At 68.4% G+C, this 19,372-nt stretch carries 19 protein-coding genes and 3 pseudogenes; 12 read left to right on the top strand and 10 right to left on the bottom strand.

All coding sequences use genetic code 11. The features are described from left to right. Window positions 1-9 precede the first annotated feature (9 nt). Entirely contained in the window at window positions 10-702 is a 693-nt protein-coding gene (locus tag AB0M80_RS02760) for a thiamine pyrophosphate-dependent enzyme (RefSeq protein WP_364557838.1), read from the top strand. Beyond that, on the top strand, window positions 699-1,610 hold the full coding sequence (locus AB0M80_RS02755) for a transketolase (protein ID WP_364557836.1): 912 nt from the start codon (window positions 699-701) through the stop codon (window positions 1,608-1,610). The genes AB0M80_RS02760 and AB0M80_RS02755 overlap by 4 nt, the downstream gene beginning before the upstream one ends. Window positions 1,611-1,826: 216 nt before the next feature. On the opposite strand, the gene AB0M80_RS02750 is transcribed toward AB0M80_RS02755, so the two are convergent. Then, window positions 1,827-3,203 carry a LuxR C-terminal-related transcriptional regulator gene (locus AB0M80_RS02750; protein ID WP_364557834.1) on the bottom strand — a complete coding sequence of 459 codons (1,377 nt, stop codon included), beginning with the start codon at window positions 3,201-3,203 and terminating at the stop codon, window positions 1,827-1,829. 111 nt (window positions 3,204-3,314) lie between these two features. Here AB0M80_RS02750 and AB0M80_RS02745 point away from each other — a divergent pair, with 111 nt between their 5' ends. Further along, the gene (locus AB0M80_RS02745; protein WP_364557831.1) at window positions 3,315-4,040 is read left to right on the top strand and encodes a transposase; all 726 of its coding nucleotides are present in this window, start codon (window positions 3,315-3,317) and stop codon (window positions 4,038-4,040) included. Here the strand turns inward: AB0M80_RS02745 and AB0M80_RS02740 are convergent. Then, the gene (locus tag AB0M80_RS02740; RefSeq protein WP_364557828.1) at window positions 4,009-5,610 is read right to left on the bottom strand and encodes an FAD-dependent monooxygenase; all 1,602 of its coding nucleotides are present in this window, start codon (window positions 5,608-5,610) and stop codon (window positions 4,009-4,011) included. The two genes, AB0M80_RS02745 and AB0M80_RS02740, sit on opposite strands and share 32 nt — an antisense overlap. A gap of 219 nt (window positions 5,611-5,829) precedes the next feature. Between AB0M80_RS02740 and AB0M80_RS02735 the strand changes: the two are divergent. Then, window positions 5,830-5,898 (top strand): annotated as a pseudogene (locus AB0M80_RS02735) (hypothetical protein); the annotation flags it as partial. Between the two features lie 205 nt (window positions 5,899-6,103). Here the strand turns inward: AB0M80_RS02735 and AB0M80_RS02730 are convergent. Next, window positions 6,104-6,412 carry a hypothetical protein gene (locus AB0M80_RS02730; protein ID WP_364558592.1) on the bottom strand — a complete coding sequence of 103 codons (309 nt, stop codon included), beginning with the start codon at window positions 6,410-6,412 and terminating at the stop codon, window positions 6,104-6,106. On the opposite strand from AB0M80_RS02730, the gene AB0M80_RS02725 reads away from it, so the two are divergent. The 5 genes and pseudogenes from AB0M80_RS02725 (at window position 6,411) to AB0M80_RS02705 (ending at window position 9,960) form a co-directional block, all read left to right on the top strand. Further along, the gene (locus tag AB0M80_RS02725) at window positions 6,411-6,653 is read left to right on the top strand and encodes a hypothetical protein (RefSeq protein WP_364557826.1); all 243 of its coding nucleotides are present in this window, start codon (window positions 6,411-6,413) and stop codon (window positions 6,651-6,653) included. The two genes, AB0M80_RS02730 and AB0M80_RS02725, sit on opposite strands and share 2 nt — an antisense overlap. Window positions 6,654-6,686: 33 nt before the next feature. Next, window positions 6,687-7,574: an NAD(P)H-binding protein gene (locus tag AB0M80_RS02720; RefSeq protein ID WP_364557824.1), complete on the top strand. Its 888-nt coding sequence runs from the start codon at window positions 6,687-6,689 to the stop codon at window positions 7,572-7,574. 61 nt (window positions 7,575-7,635) lie between these two features. Continuing rightward, window positions 7,636-7,881 carry a hypothetical protein gene (locus AB0M80_RS02715; protein WP_364557822.1) on the top strand — a complete coding sequence of 82 codons (246 nt, stop codon included), beginning with the start codon at window positions 7,636-7,638 and terminating at the stop codon, window positions 7,879-7,881. Window positions 7,882-7,979: 98 nt separating this feature from the next. Continuing rightward, window positions 7,980-8,339 (top strand): annotated as a pseudogene (locus tag AB0M80_RS02710) (copper oxidase); the annotation flags it as partial. A 160-nt stretch (window positions 8,340-8,499) separates the two neighbouring features. Then, entirely contained in the window at window positions 8,500-9,960 is a 1,461-nt protein-coding gene (locus tag AB0M80_RS02705; RefSeq protein ID WP_364557821.1) for a multicopper oxidase domain-containing protein, read from the top strand. Between the two features lie 47 nt (window positions 9,961-10,007). On the opposite strand, the gene AB0M80_RS02700 is transcribed toward AB0M80_RS02705, so the two are convergent. The 4 genes from AB0M80_RS02700 to AB0M80_RS02685 all read right to left on the bottom strand — a co-directional run bounded on the left by AB0M80_RS02700 (window position 10,008) and on the right by AB0M80_RS02685 (window position 12,251). After that, window positions 10,008-10,286 (bottom strand): hypothetical protein, encoded by a 279-nt coding sequence (locus tag AB0M80_RS02700; protein ID WP_364558590.1) that lies wholly within the window; start codon window positions 10,284-10,286, stop codon window positions 10,008-10,010. Window positions 10,287-10,359: 73 nt separating this feature from the next. After that, the gene (locus tag AB0M80_RS02695; protein ID WP_364557819.1) at window positions 10,360-10,560 is read right to left on the bottom strand and encodes a ferredoxin; all 201 of its coding nucleotides are present in this window, start codon (window positions 10,558-10,560) and stop codon (window positions 10,360-10,362) included. Further along, complete coding sequence (locus AB0M80_RS02690) at window positions 10,557-10,877, bottom strand: cytochrome P450 (RefSeq protein ID WP_364557817.1); 321 nt, start codon at window positions 10,875-10,877, stop codon at window positions 10,557-10,559. The genes AB0M80_RS02695 and AB0M80_RS02690 overlap by 4 nt, the downstream gene beginning before the upstream one ends. A 60-nt stretch (window positions 10,878-10,937) precedes the next feature. Next, window positions 10,938-12,251: a cytochrome P450 gene (locus AB0M80_RS02685; RefSeq protein ID WP_364557816.1), complete on the bottom strand. Its 1,314-nt coding sequence runs from the start codon at window positions 12,249-12,251 to the stop codon at window positions 10,938-10,940. 305 nt (window positions 12,252-12,556) lie between these two features. Between AB0M80_RS02685 and AB0M80_RS02680 the strand changes: the two genes are divergently transcribed. After that, a complete protein-coding gene (locus tag AB0M80_RS02680; protein WP_364557814.1) occupies window positions 12,557-14,332 on the top strand; it encodes an ABC transporter ATP-binding protein in 1,776 nt (591 codons plus the stop codon). 8 nt (window positions 14,333-14,340) lie between these two features. Here AB0M80_RS02680 and AB0M80_RS02675 read toward each other — a convergent pair. Then, window positions 14,341-14,652: pseudogene (locus AB0M80_RS02675) on the bottom strand (transposase); the annotation flags it as partial. Between the two features lie 221 nt (window positions 14,653-14,873). On the opposite strand from AB0M80_RS02675, the gene AB0M80_RS02670 reads away from it, so the two are divergent. Further along, complete coding sequence (locus tag AB0M80_RS02670; RefSeq protein WP_364557813.1) at window positions 14,874-16,664, top strand: ABC transporter ATP-binding protein; 1,791 nt, start codon at window positions 14,874-14,876, stop codon at window positions 16,662-16,664. Window positions 16,665-16,744: 80 nt separating this feature from the next. On the opposite strand, the gene AB0M80_RS02665 is transcribed toward AB0M80_RS02670, so the two are convergent. Then, window positions 16,745-17,116: a hypothetical protein gene (locus AB0M80_RS02665; RefSeq protein WP_364557812.1), complete on the bottom strand. Its 372-nt coding sequence runs from the start codon at window positions 17,114-17,116 to the stop codon at window positions 16,745-16,747. A 54-nt stretch (window positions 17,117-17,170) separates the two neighbouring features. After that, window positions 17,171-18,433, bottom strand: a complete 1,263-nt coding sequence (locus AB0M80_RS02660; RefSeq protein ID WP_364557810.1) for a cytochrome P450 — start codon at window positions 18,431-18,433, stop codon at window positions 17,171-17,173. A gap of 187 nt (window positions 18,434-18,620) precedes the next feature. Between AB0M80_RS02660 and AB0M80_RS02655 the strand changes: the two genes are divergently transcribed. Then, complete coding sequence (locus AB0M80_RS02655; RefSeq protein ID WP_364557808.1) at window positions 18,621-19,058, top strand: type II 3-dehydroquinate dehydratase; 438 nt, start codon at window positions 18,621-18,623, stop codon at window positions 19,056-19,058. Window positions 19,059-19,372: the final 314 nt, after the last annotated feature.

Here is a 19,372-nt window from a genome sequence, read left to right as displayed (position 1 = left end):
CCCGAAACCATGCAGATGACCGAAGAGAACCTCCGTGGCTTGTTCGGCCGGATGACGGGGGACGAGAAGCACGGGTGGGCCGCCGCGTCGACGCTGCACGCGATCTGGGTGCTCTACGAACGCGTGCTCAACGTGTCGCCGTCGAACATCGACGACCCCGACCGGGACCGGTTCTACCTCTCCAAGGGACACGGCCCGATGGCCTACTACGCGGTCCTCGCCGCGAAGGGCTTCATGGAGCCGGAAACGCTGGACACCTGGCGGCAGTTCGGCTCGCCGCTCGGCATGCACCCGGACCGCAACCTGGCGCCCGGCGTGGAGATCAGCAGCGGCTCGCTCGGCCACGGGCTCCCGCTCGGCGTGGGCACCGCGCTCGGGCTGCGCGCCCAGGGCCGCGACGCCCGCGTGTTCGTCCTGATGGGCGACGGCGAATTCGACGAGGGCAGCAACCACGAGACGATGGCGATCGCCGGGCGGCTCGGGCTCGGCAGCCTCACCGCGATCGTCATCGACAACAAGACGGCGAGCCTCGGCTGGCCGGGCGGCATCGCCGGGCGCTTCGAAATGGAGGGCTGGTCCGCCACCACGGTCGACGGCCGCGACCACGACGCGCTGGAGAAGGCGCTGACCGGGGAGACCGACGGGCGGCCGCGGGCCGTCGTCGCGGAGATCCTCCCGCTCGCGGAAGGGAGCAGCGCATGACCGCCCAGGTGACCAGGAAGCAGATGCGGACCGTCTTCGCCGAGACGGTGATCGAGTCGCTGGCCACGGATCCGAGGGTGGTCATGCTGACCGCCGACATCTCGTCGTGGTTCTTCTGGGACGTGAAGAAGGAGTTCCCGGACCGCGTGCACAACTTCGGCATCCGCGAGCAGGCGATGATCGACATCGCCGGCGGCTTCGCGCTGGCCGGGCAGCGGCCGGTGGTGCACACCTACGCGCCGTTCCTCATCGAGCGGCCGTTCGAGCAGCTCAAGATCGGCCTCGGCCACCAGGACGTCGGCGCGGTGCTGGTCAGCGTGGGCGCTTCCTACGACGACCCGTCGTGGGGCCGCACCCACCAGGCCCCCGGCGACGTGGCCCTGCTGGACACACTGCCGGGCTGGACGGTGCACGTCCCGGGCCACGAGGACGAGGTCGCCCCGCTGCTGAGCCAGGCCATCGCCGGGGACAACCGCGTCTACGTCCGGCTGTCCGAACGGGCCAACAGCGAGGCGGTGCCGGTCTCGGACAAGTTCACGGTCCTGCGCCAGGGCCGGTCGGGCGTGGTGATCGCGGTCGGCCCGGTCCTGGACCAGGTCCTGGCGGCCACCGAGACGGCGGACGTGACGGTGCTGTACGCGTCGACGGTCCGCCCGTTCGACCACGCGGGCCTGCGCGCGGCGGTGGCGGCCTCGGCGCCCAACGTGGTGCTGGTGGAGCCGTACCTGCGCGGCACGTCGGCGTTCGAGGTCACCGAGGCGCTGGCGGACGTCCCGCACCGCCTCCGCTCGTTCGGCACGTGGCGGGACCGCGAGGCCCGCGTCTACGGCACGGCGGAGGAACACGACCGCCTGTTCGGCGTCGACGCCGAGTCCCTGGCGGACTCGATCACCCGTTTCGTCGCCTGACGCGGACCTCACTCGGCTCCACCCACACCGTTCACCCCCAGGCGGTGTGGGTGGAGCCCGCTTTCGTCCTGCCCCCAAGCGCCCCGAGGCGGCCTTGGCGACCCGTTTTCTGTCGACCCGCTGTCGTTGGCATGGGTGACGACGACAAGGTTACTGCTGGTCAGGGTGAAAAAGCACCTGACCCTCGCCAAGATCACCTCACCGCATCGCGCAACCTCATCGCATTGCTTTCCAGTTGGCCGCCAGCTCGACACGGGAAGCGACATTCATTTTCTGGTACACCTTCTTCAGATGGAATGCCACCGTGTGCCGAGAAATGAACAACTGCCTGCCGACGTCGTTGTTGGTGTGCCCTTGGCTCACCAGTTCCGCGACGGCGAACTCGGTGCTGGTGAGTCCGTTCAGCAGAATTCGTTCACGTCCCACGGTGCGAGTCGCACCGCGCCGCACACCGAATTCACGCAGCTTGTTCACCACCCGTGAAGCGTCTCGCGTAGCGCCAACCGCCGTATATGTGCCCAAGGCCGATTCCAGGGTACGAATCGCGTCGCCCTGTTCCGAGCCCCGCTTGGCCAGCAGGTCGGCCAGGTTTTCCCGCGCGGACGCCCCGCACCATCGATCAGGGTGGAGCGCTGACGCTTCGCACAACTTGCCGGCGTCTTCCTCCAGCAGTCCTGCGGCATGCAACGCCGACGCTCGTACCACGCTCAGCCGCGAGTGACTGGCGGACGCGGCAGAGGCCGCCGAGACCAGCACCTTCCCCACGTCGCGGGCACCCAGTTTGCCTGCCGCACGAACCAGCCACGAAGCCGCCGCCGGCTCCGACACCAGAAGCTGGCGAAGAACGACGGGGTTCATGACGATCCCGTCGATGAGACCGGCCGCGCACTCCACGCCGCTACGGGCCTCCATGGCCAGAGCGGTCACCCATGCCCCCGCGGCCTGCCCGAAATAGCCCAGCAAAGCCTCCCTTGTCAGCTTGTCCACATAGTGGAGACAGGTCCTCATGTCAGCTCGGCGGAGTGCACCGAGTGCCATCACGACATAGCCATTCGGCAGCAAAGCCCGGATACCGCACCGCTCCGCGATCCGCAGCCCGACGCCGATCTCGGCGATACCTTCGTCGACCCGGCCCATGGCGAACAGCAGCTCACCGCGGACAGTGTGCGATGTCGCGGTCACGCGCTGGGATCCCGTTTTCCCCCTTTGTATTTCGATGGAATTGAGCACCCGCCGACCCGCATCGAATTCCCTGGCTTTGATCAGCAACGCGATGTGCCAAAAGGGAGTCAATTCACAATACTCGTGGTTCTCTTCGCATTTGACGTCAACCGCCGCCGCGGCATAGCGTAATCCCGCGTCGAGCCGCCCGTTGAGCCACAAGAAAGCGGAGCGCCGGAAAAGGTCGGCGGTCTCACATGAATCCAGAAAAGGATCGTGACCATTTGTGATGTTCATTTCGGTCCCCCCAGGAACAAACCAACTCGGTCGGGTGAACCAGGAATGTCGAGGAAACAACCGTCGGTGGCCTTGTGCGAGGCGATCCGGACGGCGGCAGGCGGCAGGCTCGGCGTCGCCGATGGCGTCCGGCACGACGTCGGCAGCTCCCCGCCCAACCTGGACTCCCAACGCTGTTCCTCCTGGCTGTGAGGGTCACCGTGGCCACCGCACAAGGTCTGCGGCCCGCGATGAATCCCCCCAACCATGACAAGGTCGGTCGACAATCGGTCGACAATCCGTCGACAGCGACATGACGGCGCCGACGGCAGCGGGTGGTCACGGCCGGCACAGCGGCTGGAGTGGCCGCAGATTACCCAGTCTTTGAAGGTCGCCATTCTGGCCGGTCGTCCCGTCGACGATCTTCGGTCACGTCCCGCTCGCGACCGCCCTGCGCAACGCCGGGCGTCAGGCCATGATGACCGCTTCGGTGGGAAGCCTCGGGCTCGGCGTTCGTTCACGCGGGAGTTCAAGGCTGAGATCGTCGAGCTGGGCCGGCGTGGTGACCGCTCGGCCGGGCAGGTCGCGAAGGACTTCGACCTGACCGAGACGGCCGTGCGGGCGTGGATCGCGCAGGCGGAACGGGACGCCGGGACCAGCACCGACGGTGGGCTGAGCAGCGATGAGCGGGCCGAGTTCGTCCGGTCGAGGCGGGAGAACCGTGCCCTACACCGGGACAGCCACAGCGGCGTCGTCGTCGCTGTGGCTCCCGTGGGACTGCGGGACGGTGGCGTGGAAAACGGCCACGGCCGGACCACGAGCTACCGGATGAGTGAGCTGACCGCGTTGCTCGAGGCACCGGAACGCCACGGCGGCATGCGCCGGGGTGGTGAGCGAACGGTGGTCCGTGCCGGCCACCGCGAGGTGACCGGCGACGCGGTAGACCCGCGGCCCAGGTCGGCTATTGGTCGGCAGGGCCGGCCCAGGTGGTGAGCGCGGCCTCCAGTGCCACGATGTCGGGAGCTTCGCCGTCGGACGCCACCCAGGCGGTGTACCCGTCGGGCCTGAGCAGGACCGCGGCAGGCGACGGGATCTCACCATCGGCGCCGGCGGCACGGGCCCGGTCGGCGCGGCGGGCGTCGACGACGTCGAGGCGGTCGGCCCACGCCTTGGCGGCGGCGGTCACCTCCGCGGAGACCACCGCGTCGCCGGACAGGTTGAGCAGCAGCGGCCGCGCCTTGTGCAGCAGGCTGAACAGCCGGATATCGCCGCTGGGCACGGTCAGGTCGAGGTCGGGGAACCGGTAGCCGCACAGTGGATGCGCCTCGCCGAGCGGGTAGCGAACGTCCAGTGCGGTGATCATGCCTGCCAGCAGGTGGTTCACCTCGCCGACTGCGACGAGGTCGGCGAACAACTCCCGGAGTGCGCCGGCGTGTGCGCCGGGGCGGGCCAGCGCGATTTGCGCACGCGTGTTCTGCAGTACGCGTTCGGCCACCGGATACCGTTCACTGTGGTAGCTGTCGAGCAGGTCATCGGGCGCGTGACGGTGGATCACCGTGGCGAGTTTCCACCCGAGGTTGACCGCGTCCTGCATGCCAAGACTCATGCCCTGACCGCCGGCCGGGAAGTGGATGTGTGCGGCGTCCCCGGCGAGCAGCACCCGGCCCTGCCGGAAACTGGCGGCCAGCCGCGCCGCATCACCGATGCGGGAGAGCCAGCGGGGACTGTTCATGCCGAAGTCCTTGCCGGCGATCCGGACCGTCGCGTCCCGCAACAGCTCGAACGTCACGGGTTCATCCCGGGCAGTCACCCGGTCGTACTCGGTCGTGAACACGCGGTACCAGCCTGGCTCGTAACCCAGGATCGAGACGTTGCCGCTCTCCCCGGTGAGCACCGTCGGTCCGTCGGGCGGATCGGTCATCTCGACGTCACCGAGCCAGGAGGTCAGGGTGGCCGGGGTGCCGGGGAAGTCGATTCCCGCGAGCTTGCGGACCGCGCTGCGGCCGCCGTCGCAACCCACCACGTACTTCGCCCGCACAGTCGACACCGAGCCGTCCGGCCCGCGCACGTCGACCTCCACGCCTGCCGCGTCCTGCCGCAGACCGACCACTTCGGACGACCAGCGCACCGACGCGCCAAGCTCGGCGCCACGCTGTTCGAGCAGGACCTCGACCCTGTTCTGCAGCAGCGTCAACGTGAATGGGTGGCGGGTCTCGAGTTTGCTGAAGTCCAGCAGTTGCTTGGCGAAAAGCCCGGCAGGCACCGTCGTGCCCTCGGCAAGGTACGGGTCGAGGATACCCCGCTGATCCAGCAGTTCCAGCGTGCGTGCGTGCAGCCCGCTCGCCCGTGACTCACCGGAGCGGGCCTCGAGCTTGTCCAGCACCAGCACTTCGACGCCGTGCAGCCGCAGTTCGCAGGCCAGCATCAACCCCGTCGGCCCGGCGCCGGCAATCACCACATCGGTCTTTGTCATGGGCCTCTCGCTTTCGACCAGCAGAGCGTGGCCCGTCCAACCGGGCAGGCGGTATCCCTCGATCTGGTACGTGTCCCGGACTACTCGCATTGGTGATGGTCCCCGCCGAGCGACGTCGGCGAGTCTGACGCCCGGACCATGCGGGGAAGCGCTGTTCGACGAGCCCGCAGGTTTCGCAGGTGACGCTGTACTACTGCACTACGGCCAGGAGGACCCTTGAAGATCATCATTCTCGCCGGGGTCGCCCCGTCAACGATTTTCACGCACGTCCCGCTCGCCACCGCGCTGCGCAACGTGGGGCATCAGGTGATGACGACCGCCGCGATGAACGGGATGGTCAAGGCCATCACGGAGGTCGGGCTGTCCGCCGTGCGGGGCACGGACCCGGACCTGTCCGCGCGGCAGATCATCGCGAGCGTCGGCCTGGAGCGCGTGCCGGATTCGATGCGGTGGATCCCGGGCAACTCGCCGAGCCTGCTGGAACCGTGGATGTACCAGCGCGGCGAGCGCGTCCGGATCGGCGGGACCATCGGCACCGGTGTGGTCCGCATGATCGAGAACGGCGCCCGCAGATCGCGTTCGGTCAGACTCCAACGCGGCCTTCGACGAGCTCAAGGCCTACATGGGCAAGCTGATCGCGGAGAAGCAGCGGAACCCGGGCGAGGGGGTGCTCGACGACCTGCTCGCCGAGCACGGCGCCACGGACGACGTCGACCACGAAGAGTTGCTCGCGACGATGGTCTTGCCGGTTGCGGGCGGCCACGGCACCACGGCGACGACGATCTCGCTCGGCAGGTTCACCCTGCTCCGGAACGCCGAGCCGCTCGCCGAGTTGAGAGCCGACCGAGGTGGAGGGGACCACAATTCGCAAGGGCGACGGCGTCTTCTTCATGACCTCGCCCATCAACCGCGACGAGGACGTCTGCGAGGAGCCGAACTCCCTGAGCCGGCACCGCGGTTCCGTCCGAGACCACATCTCGTTCGGGTTCGGCGCCCACGAGTGCCTCGGGCAGAACGGTTGCCGGGCCTGCGTCTCGCGACTCCGGCGGAGGACATCCCGTTCAATCCCCCGGCGGCCTTCCAGGTGCTGCACGAGCTACCGTTTCCTGGTAGGCAGGCCCAATCGTGCTTGACGAACCGGAAAAAGCGATCCAGGCAGGAGAATCATGACGATCTTGGTGACCGGCGCGACCGGCAATGTCGGCCGTAACGTCGTAGACCTGCTGGTACAGGCGGGAACGGACGTGCGGGCGACCTCCCGTAATCCCGAGTCGCTCGACCTGCCGGCGGAGGTCGATGTCCGCAGAGCGGATCTCACCGACCCGAAGACGTTCGAGCAAGCACTTCAAGGCGTGGACAAGGTCTTTCTGTACACCCAGCCCTCGGCCATCGATGGAATCATGGCGGCCGCGAAGTCCGCCGGCGTCAAGCACGTCGTACTCCTGTCCTCGTTGGCCGTCGCCGGTCGCGACGCGGACCACTGGATCGCGCGGTGGCATCTGGCCGCCGAGGAGTCGATCGAGCGGTCCGGCCTGTCGTGGACGTTCGTGCGGCCGGGCCTGTTCGCGGCGAACTCCTTGCAGTGGGCCCAGTCCATCAAGGCCGGAGCGCCGGTGCGGCTCCACTACGCACACTCGTACGTGTCGGCCATCCATGAGCGGGACATCGCCGAGGTGAGCACCTGCGCCCTGCTCCAGGACGGCCACTCCGGGGCGAAGTACCACATCACCGGCGGCGACAGCATCACCCAGGGCGAGCAGGTCGCCCTCATCGGCAAGGCGATCGGCCGCGACCTGGCGTTCGACGACATCACAGGCGATGACGTGCGCGTGGAGCTCCGCCAACGGTTCAAGCCCCGCCTTCAAGAACTCATCCAGAGCGGAGTGATCGAACCGACAGCCGCACCGGAGATCATCGAGACCAGGATCCGCTACTACGTGGAAGCACTCGAAGGGCCTGTCGAGATCGACGGCACTGTCGAGAAGGTCCTTGGCAAGCCGGCCCGAACCTTCGCCGAGTGGGCAGTGGACCACAAGGCAGACTTCACGAACTAGCAGGTTGTCGCGGCTGACTCTTGGGGTATGGGTGGCGGAGTTTGACGGCTGAGGCGTACCGATGTCCGCTGCCGGGCTGCTGACCACGACCGACGACGATCTGCTGCGCCGGTTCACGGAGTCGGCCAACACGCAGGACCGGGCACCGGTCCCGACACCATCGTTTCGCAGCTGGTTCGCCGAGCTCAGGAAGCTGGTCAACATGGACGCGCGCACGGTGCTGCCGGGAATCCCGTTCGCCGCACCGGTCGACCGGCCGTCCATGTTCGACGAGGACTCGTTCCGCGGCCTGCACAAGCTGTGGTGACCGGCCCCGCAGCCTGATCGGCGAAACCCGCGACCCAGACGGTGAACCGTGGCCGCACAACGGGTGTAGTCCCCCGAGATGAAGCAGGAGAAATACTGATGGACGGCTCCGTCGATCGTCGCATCTTCCTCACCTCCGCCGTGCTCGGTTCCGCGGGCGTCGTGGCGGGCGTGGGCTTGCTCGGTTCGAGCGCACCGGGGGCGGCGACCTTGCCGGCGACCGGCGGCGGCCGGCCAAGGCGGTCGATACAGGCGGTACAGCTCCCGGCGCCGAACTTCGGTCTCACCAAGTTCCTCGACCCGTTGAGGATTCCGCCAGTGCTCCAGGCATATTCGCGGCGGTATCGGGACGAACTGACGATCACGATGACCAACGCGCGGGTCCGGCTGCACTCCCAGCTGCCCGAGACCACACTGTGGACCTACCAGGGACAGTTCCCCGGCCCGACCGTCGAGGTGCGAAGCGGCAGGCGGCTACGGGTCGCGTGGACCAACGAGCTACAGGGCACCGTCCCGCTCGTGGCCGTGCGCGCGCCGTTCGCACAGCCGACGCCGGCGAACCTGCCCGGCTACCGCAACCAGGACGGCAGCGTGGCGCCCGGTGTGGAGCTGATCGACGGTGTCGCCATGGAACGTCGTGCACCTGCACGGCGCGGTGACCAACGGCGGCAACGACGGCTGGGCGCACAACGGCATGCTGTCGGGCGGCACTCAGCTGACCGAGTACCCGAACGGCCAGCCCGCGACGGCTCTCTGGTACCACGACCACGCGATGGCCGTGACGCGCTTCAACGTGTACGCGGGCCTCGCCGGGATGTACCTCGTGCGCGACGACGAGGAGGCCGCGCTCGGACTCCCGGGCGGTGACCACGAGGTCCCGCTGATCATCGCCGACCGCAACCTCGACACCGACCCGGCGACCGGCGCGCTCACCGGTCAGCTGCTGTTCAAGTTCCAGTACCTGCCCGCGAGCGGCACGTCGGCCCCCGTCACCGGCCCGTTCACTGTCGTCAATGGAGTCATCTGGCCCCACCTCGATGTCGAGACGCGCTGGTACCGCTTCCGCGTGCTCAACGCGGCGAACTCCCGGTTCTTCCGCCTCAACCTCGTCGACGAGGCGGGCACCGTGCACAACGACGCGGTCCGGATCGCCGGCACCGATGCCGGACTGCTGCCCGCTCCGGCGCCGATGCCGGCGGACGGGCTGACCCTCACCCCGGCCGAGCGGGCCGACCTGCTGATCGACTTCAGCCGGTTCCCGGGCCAGCGCTTGCGCCTGGTCAACACCGGCGCCACGGTCGAGCCCGACATCATGGAGTTCCGCGTCGAGGGCCGCGCCCGCAACGACTCGTTCTCCCCGCCGGCTCGGCTGTCCCCATCGTATGTCCGGCTGGCGCCCGGTACGACCGTGCCGGAAGACCACGACGAGGTGTTCGTCGCGATGACCCCGCCGGGGGTGTCCGGCAGGCCGCACCCGGAAATGTGGGAGCTGCAAGAGATCACCGACCCCGGCGCGCTGCCGGCGAAGTTCCCGGCGGAGGGGATCATCCAGCTCACCGACCCGGCGATGGGAATGGTCCGGACGTTCCGCAAGGTCGCTCGCCTGTTCGACGACACGACGACGATCTTCGTCGACCGGGGCCGCTGGGTGGTGTGGAACCTGATCCACCTCGGCGGGACCCCGCACCCGATGCACATCCACGTGGCGCGGTTCCAGCTGCTGAACCGGCGGGCGATCGGCGATCTGAAGCCCTTCGACATCGCGACCGGCGGCACCACCACGCCGCTGCCCGCACCTGGTGACGGCCTGCCGATCGAGAAATACGAGGAAGGCTGGAAGGACACCTTCATCCTGCGGCAGGGCGAGTGGATCACCGTCGCCGGCCGGTTCGACGGCGGAACCGGTGAGTTCATGTACCACTGCCACGTCCTCGACCACGAAGACGAAGGCATGATGCGGCCCTTCGTCGTGCGCCCGCCCGAGGTGGCCCGGTTCCACATGCGCTCGGGCGGGTCCGGCCATGGCGGGCATTCGATGTCCGCCATGCCTTCCATGAACTCCGGCCACGACGGGCACTGACCCACTCGAGGGCGGGGGATTGAACTGGTCCCCGGAAGCGGGACTGGTCAAGTGAAGGTTGGAGCTTGAGGGCCTGAGCCCGGTATTCGGCCGTGGCTGTAGGCGATCACGGACCGGTCGAACAGGTCGATCACCGGGAACAGGGAGACCTTGTGGTCGCCGACCCGGAACTCGGTCACGTCGGTGGCCCATTTGGTGTCCGGGGGCCGGTGCGGTGAACTGGCGTCGAGCACGTTGGCCGCGATCACCTTCTCGCCGTACCTGGCCTCGAACAACGCGACAGCGGTCTCCCGCTGCTGCTCAGACGACGAACTTCCTGGATACACCAAACCGCTCCCCGGAGAGTCGGAACTGGATTCCCAGTCCCACTTCCGGGGAGCGGTTCAGATCGGGCGCCCCTCAGCGATCGACCCGCAGCGCCCTGGCCGGGCAAAGCTCGACCGCCTCGAGCACAGCTGCTTCGACCTCGGGCTCCGGCCCCGATTCGGTCTGCCGGAGCACCACCACGCCGGTGTCCTCGCGCTGATCGAACATCTCGGGCAGGCGCAGCACGCACAGGCCCGCACCGACGCAGGCGGCCTGGTCCGCGGATACCTTCATGCCGCGTCCCGGGTGGTCGGCGGCGAGTACACGCCGTAGGTGATCATGTCCGTGTGCAACGGGACCTCCTCTGGTGGTATGGCGAGGCAAAGATCGGGCAGGCGGCGCAGCAGTTCGGTGTAGCCCACCGTCAGCTCCATCCGCGCCGGCTGCCGGCCGAGGCACTGGTGGACGCCGTGGCCGACCGCCAGGTGCGGGCTCCGCGGGCGGGTCAGGTTCAGCACTCCCGGGTCCGGCCAGTGCTGTTCGTCCCGGATGACGGCCAGCAGGGAGATCACCACGGTCGAGCCTGCCGGGATGTGCTTGTGGACGAGCATTTCGACGCGCCTTGCTGCCGCAACCTCAGCCGCCGCCGATGACTTCCTGCGAACCGGTCCTCACCAGGTGACCGGCAGTTCGTTCATGCCCTGGATGGCGATTCCCGGTTTGAAGGGGACATCCTCCGGCGCGGCCGCCAGACGCAGGCCGGGCAGCCGGGCGAACAGGCTGCGGAGGCCGATGTCCATGGTGACGCGGGCCAGGTTCTGCCCAAGGCACTGGTGAGCGCCGAAGCCGAATCCGATGTGTTCCCGCGTGGAGTGGTGCCAGTCCAGTTCGTCCGGCCGGTCGTGGACGCTCTCGTCGCGGTTGATCACCGACGTCAGGAAGACCACGCCGTCGCCCTCGCGGATGGTGATGCCCGCGATCTCGATGTCCGCCGTCGCCACTCGCCCCATCCCGTCGGCGATGCTGAGGTACCGCAGCAGCTCCTCGATGGCGGCGGGCATCAACGAGGGATCCGCTTGGAGCTCGGCACGTTGCTCAGGGTGTCGCAGCAGGGTGTAGATGGTGGTCGAGAGCATGTTGGAGGTGGTCGAATGGCCGGCCCCCAGCAGGACCAGGATCAGGTCGACCAGCTCCTCGCGCGTCATCCCACGGCTCTCGGGGGTGGTGGCGAGGTCCTTGAACAGCCCTTCGCTCAGCCGGTGCTGATTCTTTCCGATCAGGTCGCCGATGTAGGTCTGGAGTTCTCTCATGGGTCCCTGCGGACGCTGCTCGCCCAGCAACAGGGTGATCTGCTCCTCGAAGAAGTCGTGGTCGTCGTAAGGCACGCCGAGCACTTGGCACATCACCATCGACGGCAGCGGCATCGCGAAGTCGGTGACCAGCTCCGCGGGAGGGCCCTTCTCGATCACGGCGTCGAGCACCCGGTCGGTGAACTCCTGGATGAGCGGGCGCATGGCGACGATCCGCTTGATGGTGAAGGCGGAGATCAGCATCCCACGGTGGACCTTGTGCGCCGGGTCGTCGGCACCCACCAGTGCCGGCGTGCTGCGCTCGCCGGTCCCGAACACGTACGCACCCCTCGCGGGGAACCCCGGGTTCCGGCGGTCGACGGAGAGCCGGGGGTCGACCAGCAACTGGCGAGCCAGCGCATAGCTGGTGACCGCCCAGGCCTCGCGGCCGTCCCACAGCCCGACCCTGCTCACCGGACCCTGCTTCGCCAGCTCCCGGTAACGCGGCGGCGGAAGGTACGGGCAGGTCCGGTCCTGCGGAAAAGCCACGGTTTCCGTCGCGGATTCCTCGGTGGCGGTCATGGGTCGTTTCCCTTCCGTGCCGAAATGCGCGCGATCCGCCGGCGCGGAGGCCGGCGCGCTGCGATGCCGTTTCGCAAACGGTAGAGGCCCGACGCCCGGCTGGGCATCCTGCAAGTTGGTGGTACGCCCGCGCTATTCGATCGGGGGATGCCCGAGCGGCCATGCTCGGGCATCGTTCGGAAGACGCGCACAAGGGCACCGCGACGGCACCTCGCGTCGTCCTGCAGCGGGTGGACGGCGACAAGCCGCGAGAGTGTCCGACATCCGGGGCGTCGCAGCTGATCGCGGACCTGAGCGGGGCTGACGACACTGTTGGGAATGGGGCGGCGGCCGGAACACGAGGTCATCACAATATCTTCGGATTGCCAATAATCAGGGGTGAGGAAATTGTTTGACACTATTTGCGCTATTGTCGCGTTATGACCGCACCCGCCGAATCCTCGTCGCTGCCGTCGCCGCTGTCATTGCCGGCTCTGCTGCGTCCCCGGTTGGGCCCCTACCGCAAGCTGATCCTCGCGATCGCCGTGCTCCAGGCCGGGCAGGCGCTGGCGCTGCTGTATTTGCCGACACTCAACGCCGACGTGATCGACTACGGTGTGCTCACCGGCAATGGCGGTTACATACTGGGACACGGCGGGATCATGCTGGCCATGACACTGGCGCAGGTCGGCTGTGCGGGCGGCGCGGTGTATCTGAGCGCGCGGGTCGCGATGGGGCTGGGCGCGGACCTGCGGGTCGCGCTGTTCGACCGGGTGTCGGGCTTTTCCGCCAAGGAGATGGGCCGGTTCGGCGCTTCGTCGTTGCTGACCCGCAGCACCAACGACGTCCATCAGGTGCAGTTGCTGGTGTTCACCATGCTGACCCTGCTGCTGACCGCACCGTTCGTCGCGACCGGCGGGATCTTGCTGGCAGTGCGGCAAGACGTGAAGTCTTCGCTGGTGCTGCTGGTCGTGGTGCCGGTCATGGTGGTGACGATCGGGTTGCTCATCCGGCAGATGGTGCCTGCCTCACAGCGGCTGCAACGGTACATGGACGTGGTCAACCGGGTGATGCGCGAGCAGATCACCGGCATCCGCGTGATCCGGGCATTCGTCCGCGACGCGAACGAGCGGCGCCGGTTCGCCGACGCGAACACCGACCTGATGCGGGTCGGCATCCGGCTGGGCCGGGTGCAGGCGTTTTTCGGTGCCACATCGATGCTGATCGCGAACCTGGCGTCGGTCGCGGTGCTGGCGATCGGCGGGCACCGGATCGTGGATGGCGAACTCCGGCTGGGCGCGCTGATCGCGTTCCTGACCTACCTGACCCAGATTCTGGGCGCGGTCTCGATGGCGACCGGTGTGTTCGTGCTGGCGCCGCGGGCGAGGGTGAGTGCCGGCCGGATCGCCGAGGTGCTGGCCACCGAACCGAGTGTCGGTGAACCCGCCACGCCCGTCCGGATCGAGCACCGGCGGGGGAACCTGGAAGTCGCCGACGTCACGTTCGGCTATCCGGGTGCCGAGTATCCCGTCCTGCGCGGGGTGAGCCTGTCCGCCCGACCCGGCCGGACCACCGCGATCATCGGCTCGACCGGTAGCGGCAAGACGACCCTGGTCAACCTGATCTCCCGGCTGCTCGATGCCGACCACGGCGCCGTGCGCATCGACGGCACCGACGTGCGGAACCTGGCCAGGAGCGATGTAGCCGAGCAGGTCGGGCTGGTGCCCCAGCGGGCCTACCTGTTCGCCGGCACGGTCGCGGGCAATCTGCGCTACGGCAACCCGTCCGCCGACGACGGGCAGCTGTGGCACGCACTGGAGGTCGCGCAGGCCGCCGAGTTCGTCATGGCCATGCCGGACGGGCTGGACACGGTGATCGGGCAGGGCGGCGGCACCGTGTCCGGCGGTCAGCGCCAGCGGCTGGCGATCGCAAGGACGCTGCTGGCGCGGCCACGGATCTACCTCTTCGATGACGCGTTCTCCGCACTGGACAACGCCACCGAGGCGGCTTTGCGCACCGCGCTGGCAGGCGAGATCGGGGACGCCACCCAGGTGATCGTCGCTCAGCGGGTGTCCAGCATCCGCACCGCGGAGACGATCGTGGTGCTCGAGGCGGGCCTGGTCGAAGCCGTCGGCACGCACGAAGAACTGCTGGCCACCAGCCCCACCTACGCGCAGATCGTCGATTCGCAACTGACCGTCGAGGGGGCTGCCTGATGTTTTTGTCAAGCGGCGGTGGGCGTGTTGCGTTGGTGGTCGGCTTGGTAGGGCTGGCGGGTGCGCAGGTCCAGCGACACTTCGTCGGACGGGGTGAGCACACGCCAGTCCTGGCGCAGCCGCAACTGGTCGGCGATGGTCCTGGCGTCGCGCGGGTCGGACTTGGCCTCGCCTCCCTTGCCGGCCCGCCGGGCCCGGTTCACGACCAGGCCCGGGACGTGGACCAGGCGGATCCCGGCGTCCAGCAGCATCGCGGTCAGCAGGCTGGCGACACCGCCCTTGGCGACGTCGACACCGACAGCAACCTTCACCGTTTCCTTGCCTTCCCACCCGTGCGTCCGGTGCGTCCCCGTTCCGCCGTCAACGCCCTACACAGCGATCGATCGCAGTGCCTGATCAGCGGTCAGAACAAGGATGCGGGGCAGGGGGCCGAGCCACCTGAGCCATCAAGGGCAGCCAGCCTGAAAGCCATCCCTGCCCCGCCTGCACACCCCGATCATTCCGGACGACCAGGGGCACAGCTGGAAGGTAGGGCCGCCTGATGAGCTCCAGCTCCCCGAAGTCTCCCGCGCACCCGGCCGCGTTCCGGGACACCGCCATGCGGCTGCTCGGCCTGATGCGCCCGGACCGGGCGCGGCTCGTCATCATGGTCACACTGGCCGTCGCCGGCAATGGCACACTGGCGACCATCCCGCTGCTGCTCGGGCGGGCCACTGACACCATTGTGGACGGTATCCGCCATGGCGGCGTCGATTTCGGTGCGGTCAACCGGTTCCTGATGCTGTCGGGCGTGCTGGCCGCACTGTACTGGATCTGCACGGTGACCCAGGCGCGGCTGACCGCCACCGTGGTGCAGCGGATGGCGTTCCGGCTGCGCGAACGCACTGACCTCGCGCTGTCCCGGCTGCCACTGTCCTATTTCGACACGCAGTCCCGTGGTGACCTGCTGTCCCGCACCACCAACGACATCGACAACGTCGCACAGTCCCTGCAGCAGTCGGCCAACCAGATGATGGCCTCGGTGTTCCTGTTCATCGGCACACTGGTAATGATGCTGCGCATCTCGCTGCTGCTGACCGCGGTCGCGGTGGTCATGCTCCCGGTGTCCGCGTGGGCCGGCAAGGTGATCGCCCGCCGCGCCAAACCCCAGTTCACCCGGCAGTGGACGGCCTCTGGCGCACTCGGCGACCACCTGGAGGACGTCTACACCGGGCACGAGCTGGTCACCGCGTTCGGGCGCTGGGGCCAGGCCCGGCAGACTTTCGCCGCGCACAACGACGAGCTGCGCTCGGCCGCCGCCGACGCGCAGTTCCGCTCCGGACTGATCGCTCCGGCGCTGACCTTCCTCGGCAACATCGGCTACGTGCTGGTCGCGGTGGCCGGCGGGCTGTGCGTCGCGTCCGGCGCCCTGTCCATCGGTGAGATCCAGGCGTTCATCTCCTACGTCCTGCGGTTCAACCAGCCGATCTCGTTGATCGCGGCGATGGCCGGTCAGATCCAGTCCGCGGCCGCGTCGGCCGAACGGGTCTTCGAGCTGCACGACGCCGACCCGCAGCGGCCCGACCCGGCCCTGCCGCAAAGCCCGGCCACCGTCACCGGCCAGGTCGCCTTCACCGAGGTGTCCTTCCGCTACCGGCCCGACCAGCCCCTGATCGACGACCTGTTCTTGACTGTCCGGCCCGGACAGACCGTGGCGATCGTCGGGCCGACCGGTGCGGGCAAGACCACCCTGGTCAACCTGCTGCTGCGGTTCTACGACCCCTGCAGCGGCACGATCTCCATCGACGGCGTGGACATCACCGGCATGACCCGCGACGACCTGCGCCGCCGGATCGGCATGGTGCTCCAGGACACGTGGCTGTGTGACGGCACCATCGCCGACAACATCGCCTACGGCAGGCCTGAGGCCACCCGCGAGCAGATCGTCGCCGCCGCGACCGCCGTGCACGCAGACCATCTGATCCGCACCTTGCCTGACGGCTACGACACTGTGCTCGACTCCGAACGCGGTGGCCTCTCGGCCGGGGAGCGCCAGCTGGTCACCATCGCCCGCGCCTTCCTCATCGAACCCGCCATCCTGGTGCTCGACGAGGCGACCAGCGCGGTGGACACCCGCACCGAAATGCTCGTCCAGCAAGGCCTGACCGCATTGCGCAGTGGTCGCACCAGCTTCGTCATCGCCCACCGCCTGTCCACGATCCGTGACGCCGACCTGATCCTGGTCATGGAGTCCGGCCGCATCGTCGAACAGGGCAGCCACGCCGGCCTGCTCGACGCAGGCGGCGCCTACGCCCGCCTCCACGCCGCCCAGTTCGCCGCCACCCAGGCGTGACCGAACCCGGAAGCGCAACTCGTGGCCGAGTCGCATGGCGGCCCATGACCGCGCCGGACAGGCAACGAGCGGCCCTTTCATCACACCCGGCTACCGACGCGGTACTGACAGCCCGGTATCGGACCGCCAGGACCCGCACCGCGGGGCTTCAGGAGGACGGTGGGACGAGCCGCACCGGAGGTCCTTGGTCCGGGTGAACCCCGGCCGCAGAATCCACGGGATCTCTTCGCGCGGGACCGCGAGACAGGCCCGGGAACGGGGTGAACAGCCCCGCGCAGCGCGACCTCCGCCTCCAGGTAGGCGGCGTGCTGACCGAGGCAGCGGTGGATGCCTTTGTCGAACCCGACGTGCTTCTCGCTGCCGACGGACAGCCGGTCGACGATCAGCTTCTCCGGCTCGGGGAACATGCGCGGGTCGGCGTTCGCGGCCATGATCAGCGGCACGATGGGCATCCCCCTCGGGATCACCGCGCCGCCCACCTCGAGAGCGGACGGTCTTCTCCGTCCTTAGGGGGCGTCCCAGGCGATCGGCAGCGAGTGCACCCCGTAGGTCAGCATGTCGTTGCGCAGCGGGACCTCCTCCGGCCGCACCGCCAGCCGCAGGTTCGGCAGCCGGCGCAGCAGCTCCGCGTAGCCCGCCTGCATCTCCATCCGGGCCAGCTGCTGGCCGAGGCACTGGTGGACGCCGTGGCCGAAGGCCAGGTGCGGCCCGCGGGCCCGCGTCAGGTCCAGGTCCGGATCGGGCCAGTGCCGCTTGTCCCGGTTCGTGGCCACCACGGAGACCACGACGGTCGAACCGGCCGGGATGTGCTCGCCGCCGAACTCCAGGTCCTCCTTGGCGAACCGGAAGATCCCCGGGTTCACAACGGACAGGTAGCGCAGCAGTTCCTCGACGGCGTCGGCGATCAGGGCCGGCTCGTCGCGCAGCGTGGCGAGCTGGTCGGGCCGCTGCAGCAGTACGAAGATGCCCAGCCCCAGCATGCTCGCGGTGGTGTCGTAGCCGGCGATGAGCAGCAGGTTGGCGATGTTGATCAGCTCGTCGTCGGTGAGCGCGGGATCGGCACCGGCGTGGTGGATCAGGTCGGAGATGATGTCGCCGGCCGGGTTCTTCCGCTTGTCCGTCACCAGCACCTGCATGAACTCGTGCAGGGCGTCGGCGTTTTTCACCGCCTCCGCGACCGGCGCGTCCATCTGCAGCAGGGCCGCCGCGCGCTGCTGGAACTCCGCCCGGTCCTCGTACCGCACCCCCAGCAGTTCGCAGATCATCAGCAACGGCGCGGGTAACGCGAATTCGGTCATCAGGTCGGCGGTGGTGCCGCCGGCCAGCATGGCGTCCACCCGCCCGGCGACGATCGCGTCGATCCGGGCGCCGAGCTCGCGGATCCGGCGGACGGTGAACTGCCCGGTGAGCAGCTTCCGGTACCGGGTGTGCTCGGGCGGGTCCATGTTGATGAACGACCCGGCCCGCGCCTTGTCGTCACTCAGGCGCTCCCGGAATTCCGCCGACAGCTCCTTGAACCGGGGGTGGTACTGGAACCGGTCGGAGGAGAACCGCGGGTCCGACAGCACCGCGCGCGCCTCCTCGTACCCGGACACCAGCCAGAACGGGTCGCCGGCGGCCAGCGTCGCCCGGGCGACGGGACCCCGTTCGGAGACGGCCACCAGGGCGGGCGGCACGTGGAACGGGTCTTCGCGCCGGACGAACTCCGGGGGGACGGGTGAGCGCAGCGATTCGTTGCTGGGCGCGTTTTCGGTCACGTTGGTCGTCACTGCGGAGGAACTCCATTCCCGGATTGCCGGACAAGCCTCGGGCGGAGCCTAGGTTCGCCGCGGCCGGGTGGGCATCCCTCGGTCTGATAGCTCACCGGGCGCGACTATCAACGTAGGGGTGGTGGCCCCCGGACGGCGCCGACAGCATGGGATGGTCCGGTCCCCCTGCTGAGCGAGGTGTGTCCCGTTGACCGACGTCCTTCTCCTGAACGGCCCCAACCTGGGTATCTTGGGCCGGCGCGAGCCGGAGATCTACGGCACCGACACGCTGGCCGACATCGAAAAGGCAGTCGCCGAAGAGGTGCGTCCCCGCGGGTGGAACGTCGTGTCGATCCAGCGTGACGGCGAGGGGGAGCTGGTCGGCGCGATCCACCAGCACCGCGACACCACGGTCGGCGCCATCGTCAACCCCGGTGCGCTGATGATCGCCGGCTGGAGCCTCCGCGACGCGCTGGCCGGCTACGAGCCGCCGTGGATCGAGGTGCACCTCAGCAACGTGTGGGCGCGCGAACAGTTCCGCCACGAGTCGGTCATCGCCCCGCTGGCGAGCGGGGTGGTCGTCGGCCTCGGTGCTTTCGGCTACCGCCTCGCGGCTCGAGCGCTGCTGCATCTGTCCCCTGAGTGACGTATGTCCGCATTGTCCGAATTTGTTGCGCCACTGGTGCGATCGGACGAGGGGCGCCCGATCGGGTGGCGGCCAACCGGGTGATAGCCGCACAGGGGGAGTCGTCCGTCGAAACTCGCCGTCATTGTCCGGGTTGGATATTGCGGCTGTCCGGGTAGTTAGTTGAGCGCTAACAGAATGCTCGTTAGGCTAGCTGGCTGATTCACGTGTCGGCGGGGCGGTGAATTTGCGCGTCCGCCAGGAAAAAGGCGGACAGTCGTGCCCATTTGGCTGCATGTGACCTGAGTCACAGTGACGATGACGATGGCTGGGGC

Source organism: Amycolatopsis sp. NPDC051045, from assembly GCF_040682955.1.
Lineage (GTDB): Bacteria > Actinomycetota > Actinomycetes > Mycobacteriales > Pseudonocardiaceae > Amycolatopsis.
This window is presented reverse-complemented; position numbering and strand designations above follow the sequence as displayed.